This is a genomic window from Flavobacterium sp. IMCC34518 (assembly GCF_027111095.2).
GTDB lineage: Bacteria > Bacteroidota > Bacteroidia > Flavobacteriales > Flavobacteriaceae > Flavobacterium > Flavobacterium praedii.
Genome location: NZ_CP114284.2, coordinates 2495644 through 2512194 on the forward strand (window position 1 = coordinate 2495644; position 16551 = coordinate 2512194).

Annotated in this window: 17 protein-coding genes; 12 read left to right on the top strand and 5 right to left on the bottom strand. The window is 32.0% G+C overall.

The features are described from left to right. The first annotated feature begins 5 nt into the window (after positions 1–5). The 3 genes from OZP06_RS10520 (at position 6) to dnaG (ending at position 3890) form a co-directional block, all read left to right on the top strand. Positions 6–704: a hypothetical protein gene (locus tag OZP06_RS10520; protein ID WP_281323694.1), complete on the top strand. Its 699-nt coding sequence runs from the start codon at positions 6–8 to the stop codon at positions 702–704. 30 nt (positions 705–734) lie between these two features. Then, on the top strand, positions 735–1775 hold the full coding sequence (locus tag OZP06_RS10525) for a hypothetical protein (RefSeq protein WP_269221808.1): 1041 nt from the start codon (positions 735–737) through the stop codon (positions 1773–1775). A gap of 138 nt (positions 1776–1913) precedes the next feature. Next, the gene (gene dnaG / locus OZP06_RS10530; protein WP_281323695.1) at positions 1914–3890 is read left to right on the top strand and encodes a DNA primase; all 1977 of its coding nucleotides are present in this window, start codon (positions 1914–1916) and stop codon (positions 3888–3890) included. Here dnaG and OZP06_RS10535 read toward each other — a convergent pair. Continuing rightward, positions 3887–4516 carry a response regulator transcription factor gene (locus OZP06_RS10535; RefSeq protein ID WP_269221809.1) on the bottom strand — a complete coding sequence of 210 codons (630 nt, stop codon included), beginning with the start codon at positions 4514–4516 and terminating at the stop codon, positions 3887–3889. The genes dnaG and OZP06_RS10535 overlap by 4 nt on opposite strands. Positions 4517–4604: 88 nt before the next feature. Further along, positions 4605–5402 carry an NAD(+) synthase gene (gene nadE, locus OZP06_RS10540; RefSeq protein WP_269221810.1) on the bottom strand — a complete coding sequence of 266 codons (798 nt, stop codon included), beginning with the start codon at positions 5400–5402 and terminating at the stop codon, positions 4605–4607. A 292-nt stretch (positions 5403–5694) separates the two neighbouring features. Here nadE and gldB point away from each other — a divergent pair, with 292 nt between their 5' ends. From gldB to OZP06_RS10555, 3 genes are all read left to right on the top strand, one after another. Next, the gene (gldB, locus tag OZP06_RS10545; protein ID WP_269221811.1) at positions 5695–6651 is read left to right on the top strand and encodes a gliding motility lipoprotein GldB; all 957 of its coding nucleotides are present in this window, start codon (positions 5695–5697) and stop codon (positions 6649–6651) included. Continuing rightward, complete coding sequence (gldC, locus tag OZP06_RS10550) at positions 6651–6986, top strand: gliding motility protein GldC (protein ID WP_281237928.1); 336 nt, start codon at positions 6651–6653, stop codon at positions 6984–6986. Before gldB ends, gldC begins: the two co-directional genes overlap by 1 nt. Before the next feature lie 69 nt (positions 6987–7055). Next, positions 7056–7514 carry a DUF4252 domain-containing protein gene (locus OZP06_RS10555; RefSeq protein WP_281323696.1) on the top strand — a complete coding sequence of 153 codons (459 nt, stop codon included), beginning with the start codon at positions 7056–7058 and terminating at the stop codon, positions 7512–7514. A 107-nt stretch (positions 7515–7621) separates the two neighbouring features. Here the strand turns inward: OZP06_RS10555 and OZP06_RS10560 are convergent, their stop codons facing one another. The 3 genes from OZP06_RS10560 to OZP06_RS10570 are packed head-to-tail and all read right to left on the bottom strand — an operon-like array spanning position 7622 to position 9688. After that, on the bottom strand, positions 7622–8254 hold the full coding sequence (locus tag OZP06_RS10560; protein ID WP_281323697.1) for a hypothetical protein: 633 nt from the start codon (positions 8252–8254) through the stop codon (positions 7622–7624). A gap of 9 nt (positions 8255–8263) precedes the next feature. Then, a complete protein-coding gene (yihA, locus tag OZP06_RS10565) occupies positions 8264–8884 on the bottom strand; it encodes a ribosome biogenesis GTP-binding protein YihA/YsxC (RefSeq protein ID WP_269221814.1) in 621 nt (206 codons plus the stop codon). A gap of 30 nt (positions 8885–8914) precedes the next feature. After that, a complete protein-coding gene (locus tag OZP06_RS10570) occupies positions 8915–9688 on the bottom strand; it encodes an alpha/beta hydrolase (protein ID WP_281323698.1) in 774 nt (257 codons plus the stop codon). A gap of 375 nt (positions 9689–10063) precedes the next feature. Here OZP06_RS10570 and OZP06_RS10575 point away from each other — a divergent pair, with 375 nt between their 5' ends. From OZP06_RS10575 to mraY, 6 genes are all read left to right on the top strand, one after another. Beyond that, complete coding sequence (locus OZP06_RS10575) at positions 10064–10537, top strand: division/cell wall cluster transcriptional repressor MraZ (RefSeq protein ID WP_281237925.1); 474 nt, start codon at positions 10064–10066, stop codon at positions 10535–10537. Beyond that, positions 10512–11420 carry a 16S rRNA (cytosine(1402)-N(4))-methyltransferase RsmH gene (gene rsmH / locus OZP06_RS10580; RefSeq protein WP_281237924.1) on the top strand — a complete coding sequence of 303 codons (909 nt, stop codon included), beginning with the start codon at positions 10512–10514 and terminating at the stop codon, positions 11418–11420. The genes OZP06_RS10575 and rsmH overlap by 26 nt, the downstream gene beginning before the upstream one ends. Before the next feature lie 5 nt (positions 11421–11425). Continuing rightward, entirely contained in the window at positions 11426–11773 is a 348-nt protein-coding gene (locus tag OZP06_RS10585; protein WP_269221816.1) for an FtsL-like putative cell division protein, read from the top strand. After that, positions 11764–13767 (top strand): penicillin-binding protein, encoded by a 2004-nt coding sequence (locus OZP06_RS10590; protein WP_269221817.1) that lies wholly within the window; start codon positions 11764–11766, stop codon positions 13765–13767. Before OZP06_RS10585 ends, OZP06_RS10590 begins: the two co-directional genes overlap by 10 nt. Then, positions 13764–15227 carry a UDP-N-acetylmuramoyl-L-alanyl-D-glutamate--2,6-diaminopimelate ligase gene (locus OZP06_RS10595; protein WP_269221818.1) on the top strand — a complete coding sequence of 488 codons (1464 nt, stop codon included), beginning with the start codon at positions 13764–13766 and terminating at the stop codon, positions 15225–15227. The genes OZP06_RS10590 and OZP06_RS10595 overlap by 4 nt, the downstream gene beginning before the upstream one ends. Before the next feature lie 93 nt (positions 15228–15320). Continuing rightward, complete coding sequence (mraY, locus tag OZP06_RS10600) at positions 15321–16550, top strand: phospho-N-acetylmuramoyl-pentapeptide-transferase (RefSeq protein ID WP_281237922.1); 1230 nt, start codon at positions 15321–15323, stop codon at positions 16548–16550. Position 16551: the final 1 nt, after the last annotated feature.

The window sequence follows — 16551 nt, forward strand, 5'->3', positions numbered from 1 at the left end:
AAACAATGAAAAAAAGTGCAATTGAAAATCAATTTAAAAAAAAGCTTTCGTCACGGGAGATAATGCCGTCTTCTGTTTCTTGGGATCGGCTTGATGCTATGCTTACAATTGTTGAAAAACCCAAACGTAATTTTAAATGGATGTATGTTGCAGCAAGTCTTTTGGGTTTTTTGTTAATAGGAAGTATATATTTTAATCAAAATCAAGACGAAGTTGTTTTTAAAAAAAATGATATTGTAGTTACTGATTCAAAAACGGTTCCTGAAGTAAAATCAATTTCAAAACCTTTAACCAGTTCCAAAAGAATAAATTTGAAAAGTAGTTTTTCAGTACCTTCTGAGGTTATAAAAAAATTACCAAAGGAAAATGAAAATATTGTTTTCGAAAATACTGATAATCAATTTGAGCAAAAAGCAACAAATCAAGAACAACAGATTTCAATCATCAATCAAAAAACAGAACAAAAAAATGTTCTTCGAAAATCTAAGTATGTTAATGTTGACGAACTATTAGCATCTGTAGATTCTTTTTCTAAAAATGAGAATACTGAGGTTTTTCAATCTAATGTAAAGGTTGATTCTAAGGAATTGCTTTCACAAGTAGATGGTGAATTAGAGCTTAGTTTTAGAGAAAAAGCACTCAAAGTGGTTAATAAAAAAATAAAAATGGCAACGGTAGCTTTGAGCAATAGAAATTCAGAATAAATCATCAATCCTTTTAATTAAAAAACAATCATGAGAAATTTAAAAATTTACTTAGCAACATTGGTATGTCTTTTTGCGAGCAAAATATATGCCCAAAATTCATTCGAAAACAGAACAAAAGAAATTGCTTCTAAAATTGAAGCTGTTGTAAAAAGCGAAAAAGAAAAACTTAAAATTCAGGTAGAAGAAATAAATGTTCAGTTATCTGAAAATAAAATTGGACTGGACGATGCCGATAAAAAGAAGAAAGCATTTGCCGAAGCTTCAGCAATTGCAATTGAAGATCAAGTAGCAAAACTTGAGGAAGAACTGCATCAAATTGTTCAAGATAAAGTGGATGGGAAGTTAAAAAGTGTATCTAAAGATTCCTCAGCTTCAATTTCAATCAAATTTCCAAAAGATTTTTTTGAAAAGAAAGTCAATAAAGGTGAAAAAAGAACGACTTCTCAGTTTGTGTTTGCTTTTGGTGCCAATAATTTAGTTACAGATAAACAAGTAGCAAATTCGGATTTTAAATATTGGAAATCGCATTTTTATGAATGGGGTTTTACGTCTAATACCAGAATTTTAAAAGAGGATAATCTGTTGCATTTTAAATATGGAATGTCATTGATGTATAATAATTTAAGAGCCACCGATAACCGATATTTTGAGAAAAATGGAGCTCAAACCAATTTGGTTGCAAGTTCGGTTCATTTGGATGAATCTCGTTTCAGAAATGTATATATCATGGTTCCGATGCATTTGGAATTTGATTTTAGTAAGAAAGAAATTCGAGAGGATACCGATTATTTTAAAACACATAAAAGTTGGAGAGTTGGATTAGGAGGTTATGCAGGTTTCCGTATTAAATCGAAACAGATATTTTGTTTTGATGATAATATAGGAAATAGTGTAGACCAAAAAATTAAAGGGAACTATAATGTAAACGACTTTAATTACGGCTTGAGTACTTATATAGGGTATAAAGAAACAAGTTTGTATTTAAAATATGATCTGCAACCTTTATTTGAAAACAATCCAGTAGATCAAAATAATATTTCGTTAGGAATTCGTTTCGATTTTAATTAATGATTAGTAATTTGTTTCAATTTAAAAAGTGTTTCAGTGATGAAGCACTTTTTTTATTTTGAATTATGAAGTTTGATTTGTGTATTTTTGTATTCGTTCGATTTTTCGAGCTTTTTGCAATTAAATATTCATATAATTTTGATATCACAAGCAACTATAGATACCGTTTTTGAAACTGCTCGAGTAGAGGAGGTTATTGGTGATTTTGTTCAGTTAAAACGCGCTGGGAGTAATTTTAAGGGGCTAAGTCCATTCTCGGATGAACGTTCTCCTTCGTTTATGGTTTCGCCTGTAAAAGGGATTTGGAAAGATTTTAGCTCAGGAAAAGGTGGAAATTCTATTGCTTTCTTGATGGAACATTCTCATTTTACATATCCAGAAGCCATTCGTTATTTGGCTAAAAAGTACAATATTGAAATTGAAGAAACCGAGCAAACAGACGAAGAAAAACAGATAACTGATGTAAGGGAAAGTATGTATCTTGTGTCTGAGTTTGCCAAAACATATTTTCAGGACATCTTATTGAATTCAGAGGAGGGAAAAGCTATTGGACTTTCTTATTTTAAAGAACGTGGTTTTACAAACGAAACTATCAAAAAGTTTGCTTTGGGATATTCACCCGAAACATGGGATGCTTTTACCAAAGAAGCACTAGGTAAAGGGTATAAAATGGAGTTTCTTGAAAGTACGGGTTTGACCATTGCTAGAGAAGATCGCCCCTTTGACCGTTTCAAAAGCAGAGTGATGTTTCCTATTCAAAGTATGTCAGGAAGGGTGCTTGGTTTTGGAGGTCGAATTTTGACTAATGATAAAAAAGCAGCTAAATATTTAAATTCTCCTGAGAGTGATATTTACCATAAAAGTAAAGTATTATATGGTATTTTTCAAGCCAAACAGTCTATTGCCAAACTAAATAATTGTTTTTTGGTTGAAGGATATACTGATGTTATTCAGTTTAATCAATCGGGTATAGAAAATGTTGTTGCATCTTCGGGTACTGCGCTTACGCCAGATCAAATTCGGTTAATTAATCGATTGACCAAAAATATTACCGTTCTTTTTGATGGTGATGCAGCAGGACTTCGTGCTTCTATTCGTGGAATCGATTTGATTCTTGAAGAAGGAATGAACGTGAGAGTTTGTGCGTTTCCTGATGGTGAAGACCCAGATAGTTTTGCCAGAAAAACGTCCTACGAAAATTTAGTTTCCTATTTGGATACAAATGCTAAGGATTTTATTCAGTTCAAAGCATCGCTTTTAATGGATGATGCCAAAAATGATCCGATAAAGAAAGCCGATTTGATTCGGGATATGGTTACTAGTATTTCTAAAATACCAGATAGAATCCAACGTGAAATTTATATTCAGGAGTGTTCCAGAATTATGGATATTTCGGAACAAGTTTTGACGAGTACATTGGCACAAATGGTCCAAAAAGATGTTTCTGAAGTTGGGAAAAAAGCAAAACAGGAACAAAAGGCTTTCGAAATTGTAAAAAACGAAAATCCAGTCGAGACTTCAAAAGTTGATGTATTGTATCGTTTGGAGCGAAAAATTATTGAAATTCTTCTCTTATATGGAAATAAAACGGAAGAATTTGAAGATGTATACTTAAAAACCAATGAAGGTGGAGAAATCGAAACGGTAACGGAAAAAAAAGAATATAAAGTCTATCAGAGAATTTATTTGAGTTTGCAGGAAGATGAAGTCGAGCTTGCAAATCCTTTATTTCGTGATATTTTCAATGATTTAATTCAGTATTTCCTTAAAAATGAAAATTTAGAAATCGAAAGATATTTAATGCATCTCAATTCTGACTTCGCTCAAGAAGTTACCGATATATTAATGGAAGACGAAAGAGTTGTTTTGCATAATTGGGAAGGACAAAACATTATACCTAAAACAAAGAATGAGACGATCAGTCAATATGTTTCAGAAACTATTTTGACAATGAGATGGTATTTGGTAGATAAAATCATAGATGAATTAAAAAACTCTGTATCAAATGAACCAGGTTCAGATAATACAGAGTCTATGTCTATGGCGATGGATTACTACAAACTAATAAATTCGTTTTCAAAAAAATTAGGAAGAGTAATGTCGCGATACAGTTAAACGATCTCCAAAGTTTTAGCTTTATTTACTAAATCTACTAGATTCGTAACGTTTAATTTGGTTAACAATCGTAATTTGTAAGTACTGATTGTTTTTTCGTTCAGCGACAAAATTTCAGCGATTTCATGGTTTTTCTTACCATCACTTAAATAACGCAATACTTCAACTTCACGGTTTGATAGTTTTCTGTACAAACGTTCGCTTTTGCTTTGTTTGGCTATCAAAGCAATGTTTTTCATCACTGTTTCGTTCATGATGATTTTACCTTGGTTTACTTTAATGATCGATTGACCTAAAGTTTCCAGTTTTTCGGTTTTGTGAACAAAACCGGAAACTCCTGCTTTAATAGCATTTGGAGCGTAAATCTGTTCTGAAAGACCACTGTAAATAATGATTTTTGTCTTAGGGAAATTTTTCAAAATCGATTTGATTTCGAAAATACTAGCTAGGCCTTCTAGCTCTAGATCTAAAACAAGAACATCTATTTCTTTGGTAAGAAGGATGTCTTTTACCATTGCAAAATTTCCAACATTTGCAACGATGGAGATTTCGGAATGGTCTTTGAAGTACGATTTTATTCCAAAATGCACTACAGGATAATTATCTGCTAAACAAACTTTAATCATGGTATTTAGTTTTAGGATTGTTTTTGAAGATATAAAATTAAAAAAAATATTTTATATAAGTCTAATTTTTCGGACAAAATATTTTTTTTTAACAGTTTATAGTGCAAACTGGTATCGGATTCATTTTGTGTTGGTTATTTTTATTGAGTTTTTTGTAGATTTTTAAAACTTCTTTTTCTCGTTCTGTTAAATTATTACTTTCTGTATTTGAATCAGTTACATGCATCGCCCATTCCAATTCATCATAACTTGCTCCAATTTGGTCTTCATCAGTTCGGTCATCTCCAAATAATCCATCTGTTGGGGCAGCTGTTAAAATTGAACTTGGAATTTTAAGATATGTTCCTAGTTCATATACTTCCGATTTCATTAAATCTGCAATTGGACTCAAATCTACTCCACCATCTCCATATTTGGTATAAAAACCCACTCCAAAATCTTCTACTTTATTTCCTGTTCCAGCAACCAATAGTCCATAAATTCCAGCAAAATAATATAATGTAGTCATTCTTAGTCGGGAACGAGTGTTGGCTAGAGACAAATTTGACTTGTGTAAATCACTTGTTTCTGGAACTTGTTTTTTAAAATCTTCAAAAACCGATGTTAAGTCTGCTTCAACACTGCTAACATTTGGAAATCGTTTTTTTAATTGTTCAATGTGCTCACGACCTCTAGTAACATGACTAAGTGCCTGATGAATTGGCATTTCAACGCACAATACTTTCAAACCTGTTTGTGCACAGAGGGTTGAGGTTACGGCAGAATCTACTCCGCCTGAAATTCCAATAACAAATCCATTAACTTTTGCCGTTTCAGCATAGCTTTTTAGCCATTCTACAATATGAGTATTTACTTTTTCGATTTGAAGAGTTCTTTTTTTAATCATAATAGTTTAAGTTTTAAAAAGCAGGAATGTATATTTGCAAAAAAATTAAGCAAAATTTTTATAGTTTTCCTTCGAAACAAATTTATATAAAATAATACAATTCATGTTGTATGTTTTAAATCGGTTGAAAAAAGGGATGAAGATTTATGAATTATACGGTAAATATATTTTTGTATTGATAAATTAATAAAATAAATAGGAATTCGTCATTAATAACAAATTTGTTTCAGATAAATAGTTTCTAAATTTAATGGTGTTCTATATTTTAAACTCTAATAAATAAAAATAATATATGAAGTTATTTCTTTTGCCTTTGGTGATTTCTTTTGTTTTTTGTTCCTGTGATCAAAAAAGTAAAATCGAAAAAGCTATTGAAGAGGCTCCTGTTGAAATAAAAGTGGAACGTTTTGATAAGCAATTTTTCGAAACGTCTCCAAATGATTTGGCAAAATTAAAAAAACAATATCCTTATTTTTTTAATCCACAAATAAACGATTCAGTTTGGTTGAATAAGATGAATGCACCAATTTGGAGAGAAGTTTATACTGAGGTTCAAAAAAAATATCCAACAGCAGATGGAATTCAAAAAAATGTTGAAGAGTTAGTGCAACATTTAAAATACTATTTTCCAAAGACTAAAACACCAAAAGTGATCACATTGATCTCAGATATGGATTGTTCGAATAAAGCGATTTATGCTGATTCACTAGTTATAATTTCACTAGAATTGTATTTGGGTAAGGATCATAAGTTCTATACTTTTCCAAAGTATCTCAAACAAAATTTTGAAGAAAGACAGATGATGCCAGATGTTGTAAGTAGTTTTTCTACCGGTAAAATCGCTCCTCCAGTGGAAAAGAATTTGCTGTCTAAAATGATTTATTTTGGAAAACAACTCTATCTAAAAGATATTTTATTACCAGAATACAGTGATGCGGAAAAAATGGGTTATACCCCTGAGCAAATAGTTTGGTGTCAAGAAAATGAGAGTTATATTTGGCGCTATTTTATTGAAAAGGAAATGCTGTTTAGCGATGAACAAAAGTTAACTTCTCGTTTTATTGATCCGGCTCCTTTTTCTAAATTTTACTTGGAAATTGATAATGATTCTCCAGGCCAAATTGGTTCTTGGATGGGTTGGCAAATAGTGCGTTCATATATGGAAAATAATGATGTAAAAATAGATGAATTACTAAAAATGGATGCCAAAGAAATTTTCGAAAAATCAAAATACAAACCCAAAAAATAATGACAAATAATAAAACCTCAGAAATAAAGTTTTTAGTTGAATTAGACGAAAACCGTGTTCCAGAAAAACTTTTTTGGACAGCAGAAGATGGTGGTGTCGCGCTTTCAGAAACAAAAGCAATTATGCTAAATGTTTGGGATAGCAAAGCCAAAGAAAGTATGCGTATCGATTTGTGGACTAAAGAAATGCCTGTTGATGAAATGAAAATTTTCTTCCATCAAACATTGGTTTCAATGGCAGAGACTTTTAAAAGAGCGACAAATGATGAGAAAATGTCGGATACAATGCTTGATTTTTGTGATTATTTTGCAGAAAAGTTGGATTTGAAACAATAGTTTTTATCTTTTTTTATAATTGTCTGTTACAAAAGATAGGTTTAGTCGTCTTTTTTTTAAACAGTAATTATGAAGAATTTATTTGTACTATCGATAGTGTTTGTTTTGTTATCCTGTGGAACCAAGACACCTTATGAAACATTCAAAAAAAAAAATAAAGATGAGGTTGCTATCTCTTTTGGCGTTTCGGCTTTTGTAATCAATACGCTCATTCGGGACAAGGAATTTAGAGAATTTACTAAACAGGTTTCAGGAATAAAAAAATATCAGGTTTTGGTTTCCAAATCCAATCCTGCGTTTTTAAAATCCAATTTTGATGTTTTTTTAAAGAAAAATAATTTTGAGGAAATAGTATATACCACAAAAGGAAATGAAAAAATCTGTATTTTTTCTTTTGAAAAAGGAGAACAGTTGAAAGAAGTTATAGTTGAACTTGAAAATGATTCTCAAGTTTTGCTTGTAAAGGTTCAAGGAAATTTAAAAATAAATGATTTTCAAAAATTAGTAGCTTTTAATGAAGGGAATTAGTTTTTGATGAGTTGATTGTAATTAAAAAATCCCAAAATTGAAATTCGTTTCAGTTTTGGGATTTTTAGCAAATTTGTCAATTTGAAATGATAATTATAATTTTTGTGTCAATTCTTTATGGACTTCTTTTTTAAATCTTTTAGAATTTTCTTTAAACTTCCTAACATTAAGCCATTTGTTGATTTGTAAAAGTTGATATTATCAATTAACTTGTCAGATTTAGGTGTTTGCCAAACAGATATATTCTTCTCTTTAGAAGTAGAACCCACTACTCTCTGAGAATAAATTATTAATTTACTATTTAAATCATATATTTCTAAAGTAACTTCGCTTTGATTTATTGCCACTTCATTATCAGTTTGGTACAATTCAATGCTGTTCATTTCGTTTTTATTTCTTTTTGTCGAAATGTTTATAAAATAATCAAAACCAGTACCTTCTTTTAATTCTTTTAACTTAGTTTGATTAGGATTTAATGGTATTTTTTTGGGCACAAGTAGTCCTTTGGTATTTTTCATATAAAACAGACTGTCATTTAGGTTTTTTTTGAAAAATTCGAAAGTCTCCAACGTTAATTTTTCTTTGCAATCTATTTGACAATCTAACTCGTTTAAGAGCCATTTTCCCCTTGTGAAATCTACTCCAATGCTTTGTCCCTGATTCGTTAAAATATATCTAGGTGTAGAGCAAGATAAAGTTGTTAAAAAGATAAAAAAAAGGAAATACGTTTTTAGTTTCATAAATTAGCTTTAAAACTCAGAATTATTCTTGTTTACTTCTTGGTTCACTTCGTCTATATAACTTAATAATTCTTCTTTTCCAGTGGATTCAGTTGCTGAGGTCACAAAATAATGCGGCATTTCAGCCCAATTATTGGCAAACATTTGTTTTTTGTAAGCTGCAATATGAGAATCGATTTTTACTTTACTGATTTTGTCAGCCTTGGTAAAAATAATGCAAAACGGAATTTCACTTTCTCCCATATACGACATAAACTCAATATCGATAGTTTGTGCTTCTAGGCGAATGTCTATCAAAACAAAAGCACAAACTAATTGTTCTCTTGTTTCGAAATAATCAGTGATGAATTCTTGAAAAATAGATTTTGTTTTTTTTGAAACTTTTGCATAGCCATAACCCGGTAAATCAACCAAAAACCAATTGTTATTAATCAAAAAATGATTGATTAGTTGTGTTTTTCCTGGTCTTCCTGATGTTTTTGCTAATTTTTTATGATTGGTTAGCATGTTTATCAACGAAGATTTACCAACATTGGAACGGCCAATAAAAGCATATTCAGGCAAGAAATCTTTTGGACATTTGCTTACATCTGAGTTGCTTATTACAAATTCGGCGGTATTAATTTTCATAGTGTTATGTGTAAATTTCTCCTTCTATGATTAGTGTTCGGCTAGGTGAGTGTGAGTCAACCAGTCTTCAAGATGTGTGTTGAATTCTTCTGGTTGTTCCATCATCGCGGCATGACCACATTTGTCAATCCAGTATAAAGTGGAATTGGGTAAAAGTTTGTGGAACTCTTCGGCAACATCCGGCGGTGTAACTTTGTCGTTTTTTCCCCAAATAATACAAGTTTGTACATGCATTTTTGGTAAATCTTTGGCCATATTGTGACGAATGGCGCTTTTTGCAATAGTTAGGGTTTTGATCAATTTTAAACGATCATTTACGGTTGCATATACTTCGTCTATAAGGTCTGGAGTGGCTATTTTAGGATCGTAAAATACATCTTCGGCTTTTTTCTTGATGTATTCATAGTCACCTCGTTTTGGATAGCTATCTCCCATGGCACTTTCGTATAGTCCAGAACTACCTGTAATTACTAGTCCAGAAACCTTTTCTGGAAACATTTTGGTATGGTATAAAGCAATATGACCACCAAGTGAATTTCCTAAAAGTATAACTCTGTCTAATCCTTTGAAAGTAATGAAGTTTTTTACATAGACAGCAAAACTCTTTACGTTTGTTTTTAATATGTTTTGTGTGTAAATAGGCAAATCGGGGATTATTATTCTGTATCCTTTATTAGAAAAGTAACTGGCCACAGCGTCAAAATTGCTAAGCCCCCCCATTAAACCATGTAAGATGACAATCGGAATTCCTTCACCTGCTTCGTAATATCCGTATTTGCCTTCTTTTTTATAGTATTTTTCCATGTTTTAAATGACAATTTTCAATTTTTCACAAATATAGGGTTTATAAAATTAAAAAGAATTTTAGTGGCTTTTTTTTAACCTTTTATTCTCTCCAATGGTAAAAATGGTGTTTAATAAATATTTCGTCAATTTTTTAACTAATAAATAATTGATTATATATCCTTTTAAGAAGGTGTTTTGTTTTTAAAAAATAGGTGTTTTTTAACAAAACACATTCTTTCTTACAAATTAATCAGATGTAAGCTAATGTTCTGATTGTCTATAAACTAAGCGTTTTTGGTTAAAAGTGGTTAAACTTATTAACAAAGTGGTAGATAGTGGTAAATTGTGGTAATATTTTATATATTTTTGCTTAATACAATTAATACAATTCACTTGGACACAATTATAGGGACATATGAGTGTAAAGTCGATGCAAAAGGACGGGTTTTATTACCTGCTCCCTTAAAAAAGCAATTGGCTTCCTCGCTTCAAAACGGTTTTGTTTTGAAGCGTTCTGTATTTCAGCCCTGTTTGGAATTGTATCCTATGGTTGAGTGGGATTTGATGATGAAAAAAATCAACAAACTTAATCGTTTCGTAAAAAAAAACAATGACTTTATTCGTCGATTTACCGCTGGAGTCAAAGTGGTAGAAATTGATGCGCTGGGTAGATTGTTGGTTCCTAAAGATTTAGTAGTTTTTGCCAGCATTTTTAAAGATGTGGTTTTTTCTTCTGCAGTTAATATTGTAGAGATTTGGGATAAGGATTTGTATGAAAAATCAATTGACGGTGCAGATGTTGATTTTGCAGATTTGGCAGAGGAGGTAATGGGTAATTTAAATGACGACGAAAATGGAATATCATAATCCTGTATTGCTTCATGCTTCGGTAGATGGCTTGAATATAAAACCAGATGGAGTTTATGTGGATGTTACTTTTGGTGGTGGAGGTCACTCAAAAGAGATTTTGAGTAGGCTGGGGCCAAATGGTAAATTGTTTGCTTTTGATCAAGATGAAGATGCTTTGGCGAATGCTATACCTGATGAAAGATTTACATTAATTAACGAAAATTTTAGATTTATTAAAAGGTTTTTGCGTTTTTATGGTGTGAAAGAAGTGGATGGCATTTTAGGTGATTTGGGTGTTTCTTCGCATCAGTTTGATGTTGCTGAAAGAGGTTTTTCTACCCGTTTTGATGCTGATTTGGATATGCGAATGAGTCAGAAAAATGATTTGAATGCTTATCGGGTTGTCAATGAATACGATGAGGCAAATCTTAAACGTGTTTTTCTAGATTATGGTGAACTCAAAAATGCACCAGCTTTGGCAAGAACAATTGTAGAGGCTAGAGAACATCGGTTAATCAAAACTACAGACGAGCTAAAAGAGGTCTTGATGAAATTTTTACCCGAAAGAGTTCGTAATAAAATATTGGCTCAAATCTATCAAGCGATCCGTATTGAGGTGAATCAGGAAATGGATGTTTTAAAAGAATTTTTGGAACAATCACTTGAGATTTTGAAACCTGAAGGACGATTGAGTGTGATTTCGTACCATTCATTAGAAGATAGATTAGTGAAGAGATTCATAAAAAATGGAATGTTCGAAGGGGAGCCAGAGCGTGATTTTTATGGAAATTTCTCCGTTCCTTTTAAAACCATCGGAAAATTAATTGTTCCTGATAATGAAGAAATAAAATTGAATAGTAGAGCCCGAAGTGCTAAATTGAGAATTGCAGAAAAAAAATAATAAAAATGAAGGGAGGAATTTATAACATATTAAAAGCACAGTTCCTTATAGATGATAATGCAGTCAAAAACTGGCGTTTTATTGTCTTTGTGATTTTACTTGCTATAATAATGATTGCCAATACACAACGTTACGAACAAAAAGTATTTAAGATTGTTGAATTGACTAATAAAGTAAAAGAATTACGTTCAGAATTTGTAGATAGACGTTCGGAGTTGATGAAACTAAAAATGGAATCCACAGTTTCGGCCAAAATGGAAGGAAAGCAAATTTTTCCATCCACAGTTCCCCCAGTTAAAATTGAAGTTGCAGCACCTGAAGAAAAAAATTTCTTAGAAAAAATATGGCAGTAGAAGATAAATATATATCCTATAGAACCTACTTGGTTGCCTTTTTCATTTTTATGATGGCGATGGCTATTGCAGTGAAGTTAACGAATATTCAATGGGTTGATGGGGATCATTATAGACAATTAGCAAAAGAAAGAACCGTTAAGAATTTTGTTATTCCTGCAAATAAGGGGAATATTTATTCTGCAGATGGCAGTCTTTTGGCTACTTCAATTCCCAATTATACTATTCGTTTTGATGCTGTAGCGCCTAAAACGGAAAATTTTGAGAAAAATATAAAATTATTGTCAGATTCATTGGGGATGTTGCTTAAAAAATCAAGTAGCTCAATTCAAAATGAATTACGTAGAGCAAGAGTTCATAAAAACAGATATTATTTAGTAGCCCAAGGTTTAAGTTTTACAGAATATATGAAAATAAAAGGCTATCCATTATTTAATTTGGGTGCTTATAAAGGTGGAATTATAATTGAGCAAAAGACAATTAGAGAACATCCAATTGGTAAGATTGCAGAACGTACTATTGGTTACGAAAGAAAAATGCCTGAAGGGTATTCTGATGGAAAAGGAATCGAGTGGGCGTTTAGTAAATATCTTAACGGGAAAGATGGTAAAATATTAAAACAAAAAATTGCCAAAGGGCAGTGGAAACCCATTCGAGATGTAAATGAAGTGGAGCCTCAAGATGGTTATGATGTGATTTCAACTATAGACGTTTACATTCAGGATATTGCACATCATGCATTGTTGAAACAACTAGAAGAGTATGAGGCTGATCATGGTTGTGTTGTGGTTATGGAAACAAAAACAGGACATATTAAAGCAATTTCAAATTTAGGAAGAGCTACTGATGGTAGTTATTATGAAACTACCAATTATGCTTATGCTGAATCTCATGAACCAGGATCGACTTTTAAATTGGTTGACTTAATGGCAATACTTGAAGATAAAGTAGCTGATACAAGTAGTGTTTATGATAGTCACGGTGGGATAATTACGTATTCTGGTCAAAAGGTTAAAGACTCTCATGAAGGAGGATATGGAAAAATTTCATTGGCACGTGGTTTTGAAGTTTCATCTAATACAGTTATGGTTCAAGCAGTTTATAATAATTACAAAAATAATCCTACAAAGTTTGTAAATCACATTAATTCTTACGGTTTAAATAAAAAATTAGGATTGGCTTTTAGAGGGGAAGGAGTACCTTTTATTCCTCAACCAAGTGATAAAAATTGGTCTAATATTTCACTTCCATGGATGGCTTTTGGGTATGGAGTTTCGGTTACACCATTACAAACTTTAACGTATTATAATGCAGTTGCCAATAATGGAGTGATGGTTAAACCACAATTAGTGTCAGAAATAAAGGCATGGAATAAAACCATAAAAAAATACAATACGGAGGTAATGAACCCGAGAATTTGTTCGCCTGAAACGTTACGAAAAGTTAAGGCAGTTTTGGCGAATGTGGTAAAAAAAGGGACAGGGGCAAAATTGTATTCTAAAGATTTTTCTATGGCTGGTAAAACTGGGACTGCGGCAGTGAATTATGCTCATAATGGAGGAATGGATAAGTATTACGCGTCTTCATTTGTTGGCTATTTTCCTGCTGATAACCCTAAGTATTCCTGTATTGTGGTAGTTCATAAACCAAACACTTCTAATAATAACTATTATGGTGCAGATGTAGCAGGGCCAGTTTTTAAAAGAATTGCCCAAAAAATATTTACAGATACTCCGTCTAATAATGTGATAAAAAAATTAGATAATCCAAATCCAAAACAAGATAATAGTTACAACGCTTATTTTGTAAAAATGCAGAAAAAGCAAAACTTGATTCCAAATGTAAAAGGTATGGCGGGAATGGATGCTGTAGCATTGTTAGAAAATTTGGGTGTTAAAGTTAAAGTGATTGGCGTAGGGAAGGTTAAGAGACAATCCGTTCAATCAGGTCAAAGTATTGTAAAAAATTCATCAATTCTATTGGAATTATCATGAGTATATTAAAAGACATATTATATAAAGTAGCAATAGAATCTTTAAATGGTTCTACCGAAATTGCAGTAAATCACTTGAATTTTGATTCTAGAAAAATTGAAAATGAGGATGTTTTTATTGCCATTAGAGGGACATTGTCTGATGGGCATGATTTTATAGAAAAAGCCATCAAATTAGGAGCAAAGGCTGTTATCTGTGAAACACTTCCGGAAAATTTAGCAAATGGAGTAACTTATGTTTGTGTGAAAGATACTAATGCTGCGCTAGCTTTTATGGCGGCCAATTATTTTGAAAATCCTTCTCAAAAATTAAAATTAGTTGGAATTACAGGTACAAATGGGAAAACAACTATAGCTTCTTTATTATATCAATTATTCAAAAAAGCGGGTTTCAAAGTGGGATTACTTTCTACAGTCAAAATTTTAGTTGACGATTTAGAATATAAAGCAACGCATACCACGCCAGATTCGATAACCATAAATCATTATCTTAAGGAAATGGTTGATGCAGGGGTTGATTATTGTTTTATGGAGGTAAGTTCACATGGGATTCATCAAAAACGTACCGAAGCTTTGCATTTTAGAGGAGGGATATTCACAAATTTATCTCATGATCATTTAGATTATCACCCTACTTTTGCGGAATACAGAGATGTAAAAAAATCCTTTTTTGATCATTTGCCAAGTAGTGCTTTTGCGCTTACGAACAGTGATGATAAAAATGGACAAGTAATGCTTCAAAATACTTCTGCAAGGAAGCTTACTTATGCATTGAAAACATATGCGGATTACAAAGCGCAAATTCTTGAAAATCAATTGTCAGGTTTGTTACTAAAAATAAACGGTAATGAAGTTTGGGTAAAGTTGATTGGAACTTTTAATGCTTATAACCTATTGGCAATATATGGAACAGCCGTAGAACTTGGACTTGACAGTTTAGAAGTACTTCGATTAATGTCAGAATTAGAAAGTGTTTCTGGCCGATTTCAATATATTGTTTCCAAAACGAATATAACAGCTATTGTAGATTATGCCCACACGCCAGATGCTCTCGAAAATGTTTTGAATACGATAAACGATGTGCGTACCAATAATGAACAATTAATTACAGTTGTAGGTTGTGGCGGGAATAGGGATGCAGCTAAGCGTCCAATTATGGCTGGGATCGCTTCAGAGTTGAGTGATAAAGTGATTTTAACTTCTGATAATCCTAGAAATGAAGATCCTGAAGTAATAATCCATGAAATGGAAAATGGGATTCAGGTACAGAATATTAAAAAAGTTTTGTCGATTACCGACAGATTTCAAGCAATTAAAACGGCTTGTCAATTAGCACAATCCAATGATATTATATTGATTGCTGGTAAGGGACATGAAACTTATCAAGAAATCAAAGGAGTGCGTCATGATTTTGACGATATGAAAACTGTAAAGGAAATTTTAGAACAATTAGTAAAATAATAGTTTAATCGGTTGTTTGTTTATTCATTTAACAGGATGGTAAAAGACGGAACGATTAAACAAATTAACGATTAACCAAATAAACAAAGAGATATGCTATACTACTTATTTCAATATTTAGACAAAGTAATGGATGTACCTGGAACAGGTGTTTTTCAATACATCACTTTTAGATCATCCTTAGCATTGATGTTGTCTTTATTATTGTCTACTATTTATGGAAAACGTATTATTGGTTTTTTGAGTAGACAGCAAGTTGGTGAAACTGTGCGTGAATTAGGATTAGCAGGTCAAAATGAAAAAGCGGGTACGCCAACCATGGGGGGGATAATTATCATTTTTGCTACACTAGTACCTGTATTGCTTTTTGCAAAACTTCATAATATTTATATTGTTTTATTGATTGTAACCACCTTGTGGATGGGTACAATTGGTTTTATAGATGATTACATCAAAATTTTTAAGAAAGATAAACAAGGCCTTAAAGGTATTTTTAAAGTTGTTGGGCAAGTTGGTTTGGGCTTAATAGTTGGCTCCGTTTTGTATTTCAGTCCTGCTGTTACGGTTAGAACCGACACAGGGAAAGCAGATATTTTTAGACAATCTACAGAAGCTGTAATTAATCCTGCTTCTTTAGAAGAAAAATCAACAGCAACTACTATTCCTTTTTTCAAAAATAATGAGTTTGATTATGCAGAATTGCTGGCTTGGACTGGTGAAGGCTATGAAAAATGGGCTTGGCTAGTTTTTATACCAATTGTGATTTTTATTATTACTGCTGTTTCAAATGGAGCAAATTTAACGGACGGCATTGATGGATTAGCTGCGGGAACTTCTGCGGTTTCGGTTTTTGCATTAGCGATTTTTACTTTCGTCTCGGGGAATATTATTTTTTCTAATTATTTAAATATAATGTATATACCTAATTCTGGAGAGATGACCGTTTTTATTGCTTCATTTTTAGGTGCTTTGATTGGTTTTCTTTGGTACAACTCCTATCCGGCTTCGGTCTTTATGGGAGATACAGGGAGTTTAACAATAGGTGGAATCATTGCTGTTTTGGCTATAGCCGTTCGTAAAGAATTATTAATTCCGCTATTGTGTGGAATATTTTTAGTCGAAAATTTCTCTGTTGTCTTGCAAGTGGCCTATTTTAAATATACAAAAAAACGCTTTGGTGAAGGGCGAAGGATATTTTTAATGTCTCCTTTGCATCATCATTACCAAAAGAAAGGATATCATGAAAGTAAGATAGTTACCCGATTTTGGGTTGTTGCTATTATGCTAGCCATATTGTCAATTGTAACGCTGAAATTGAGATAAT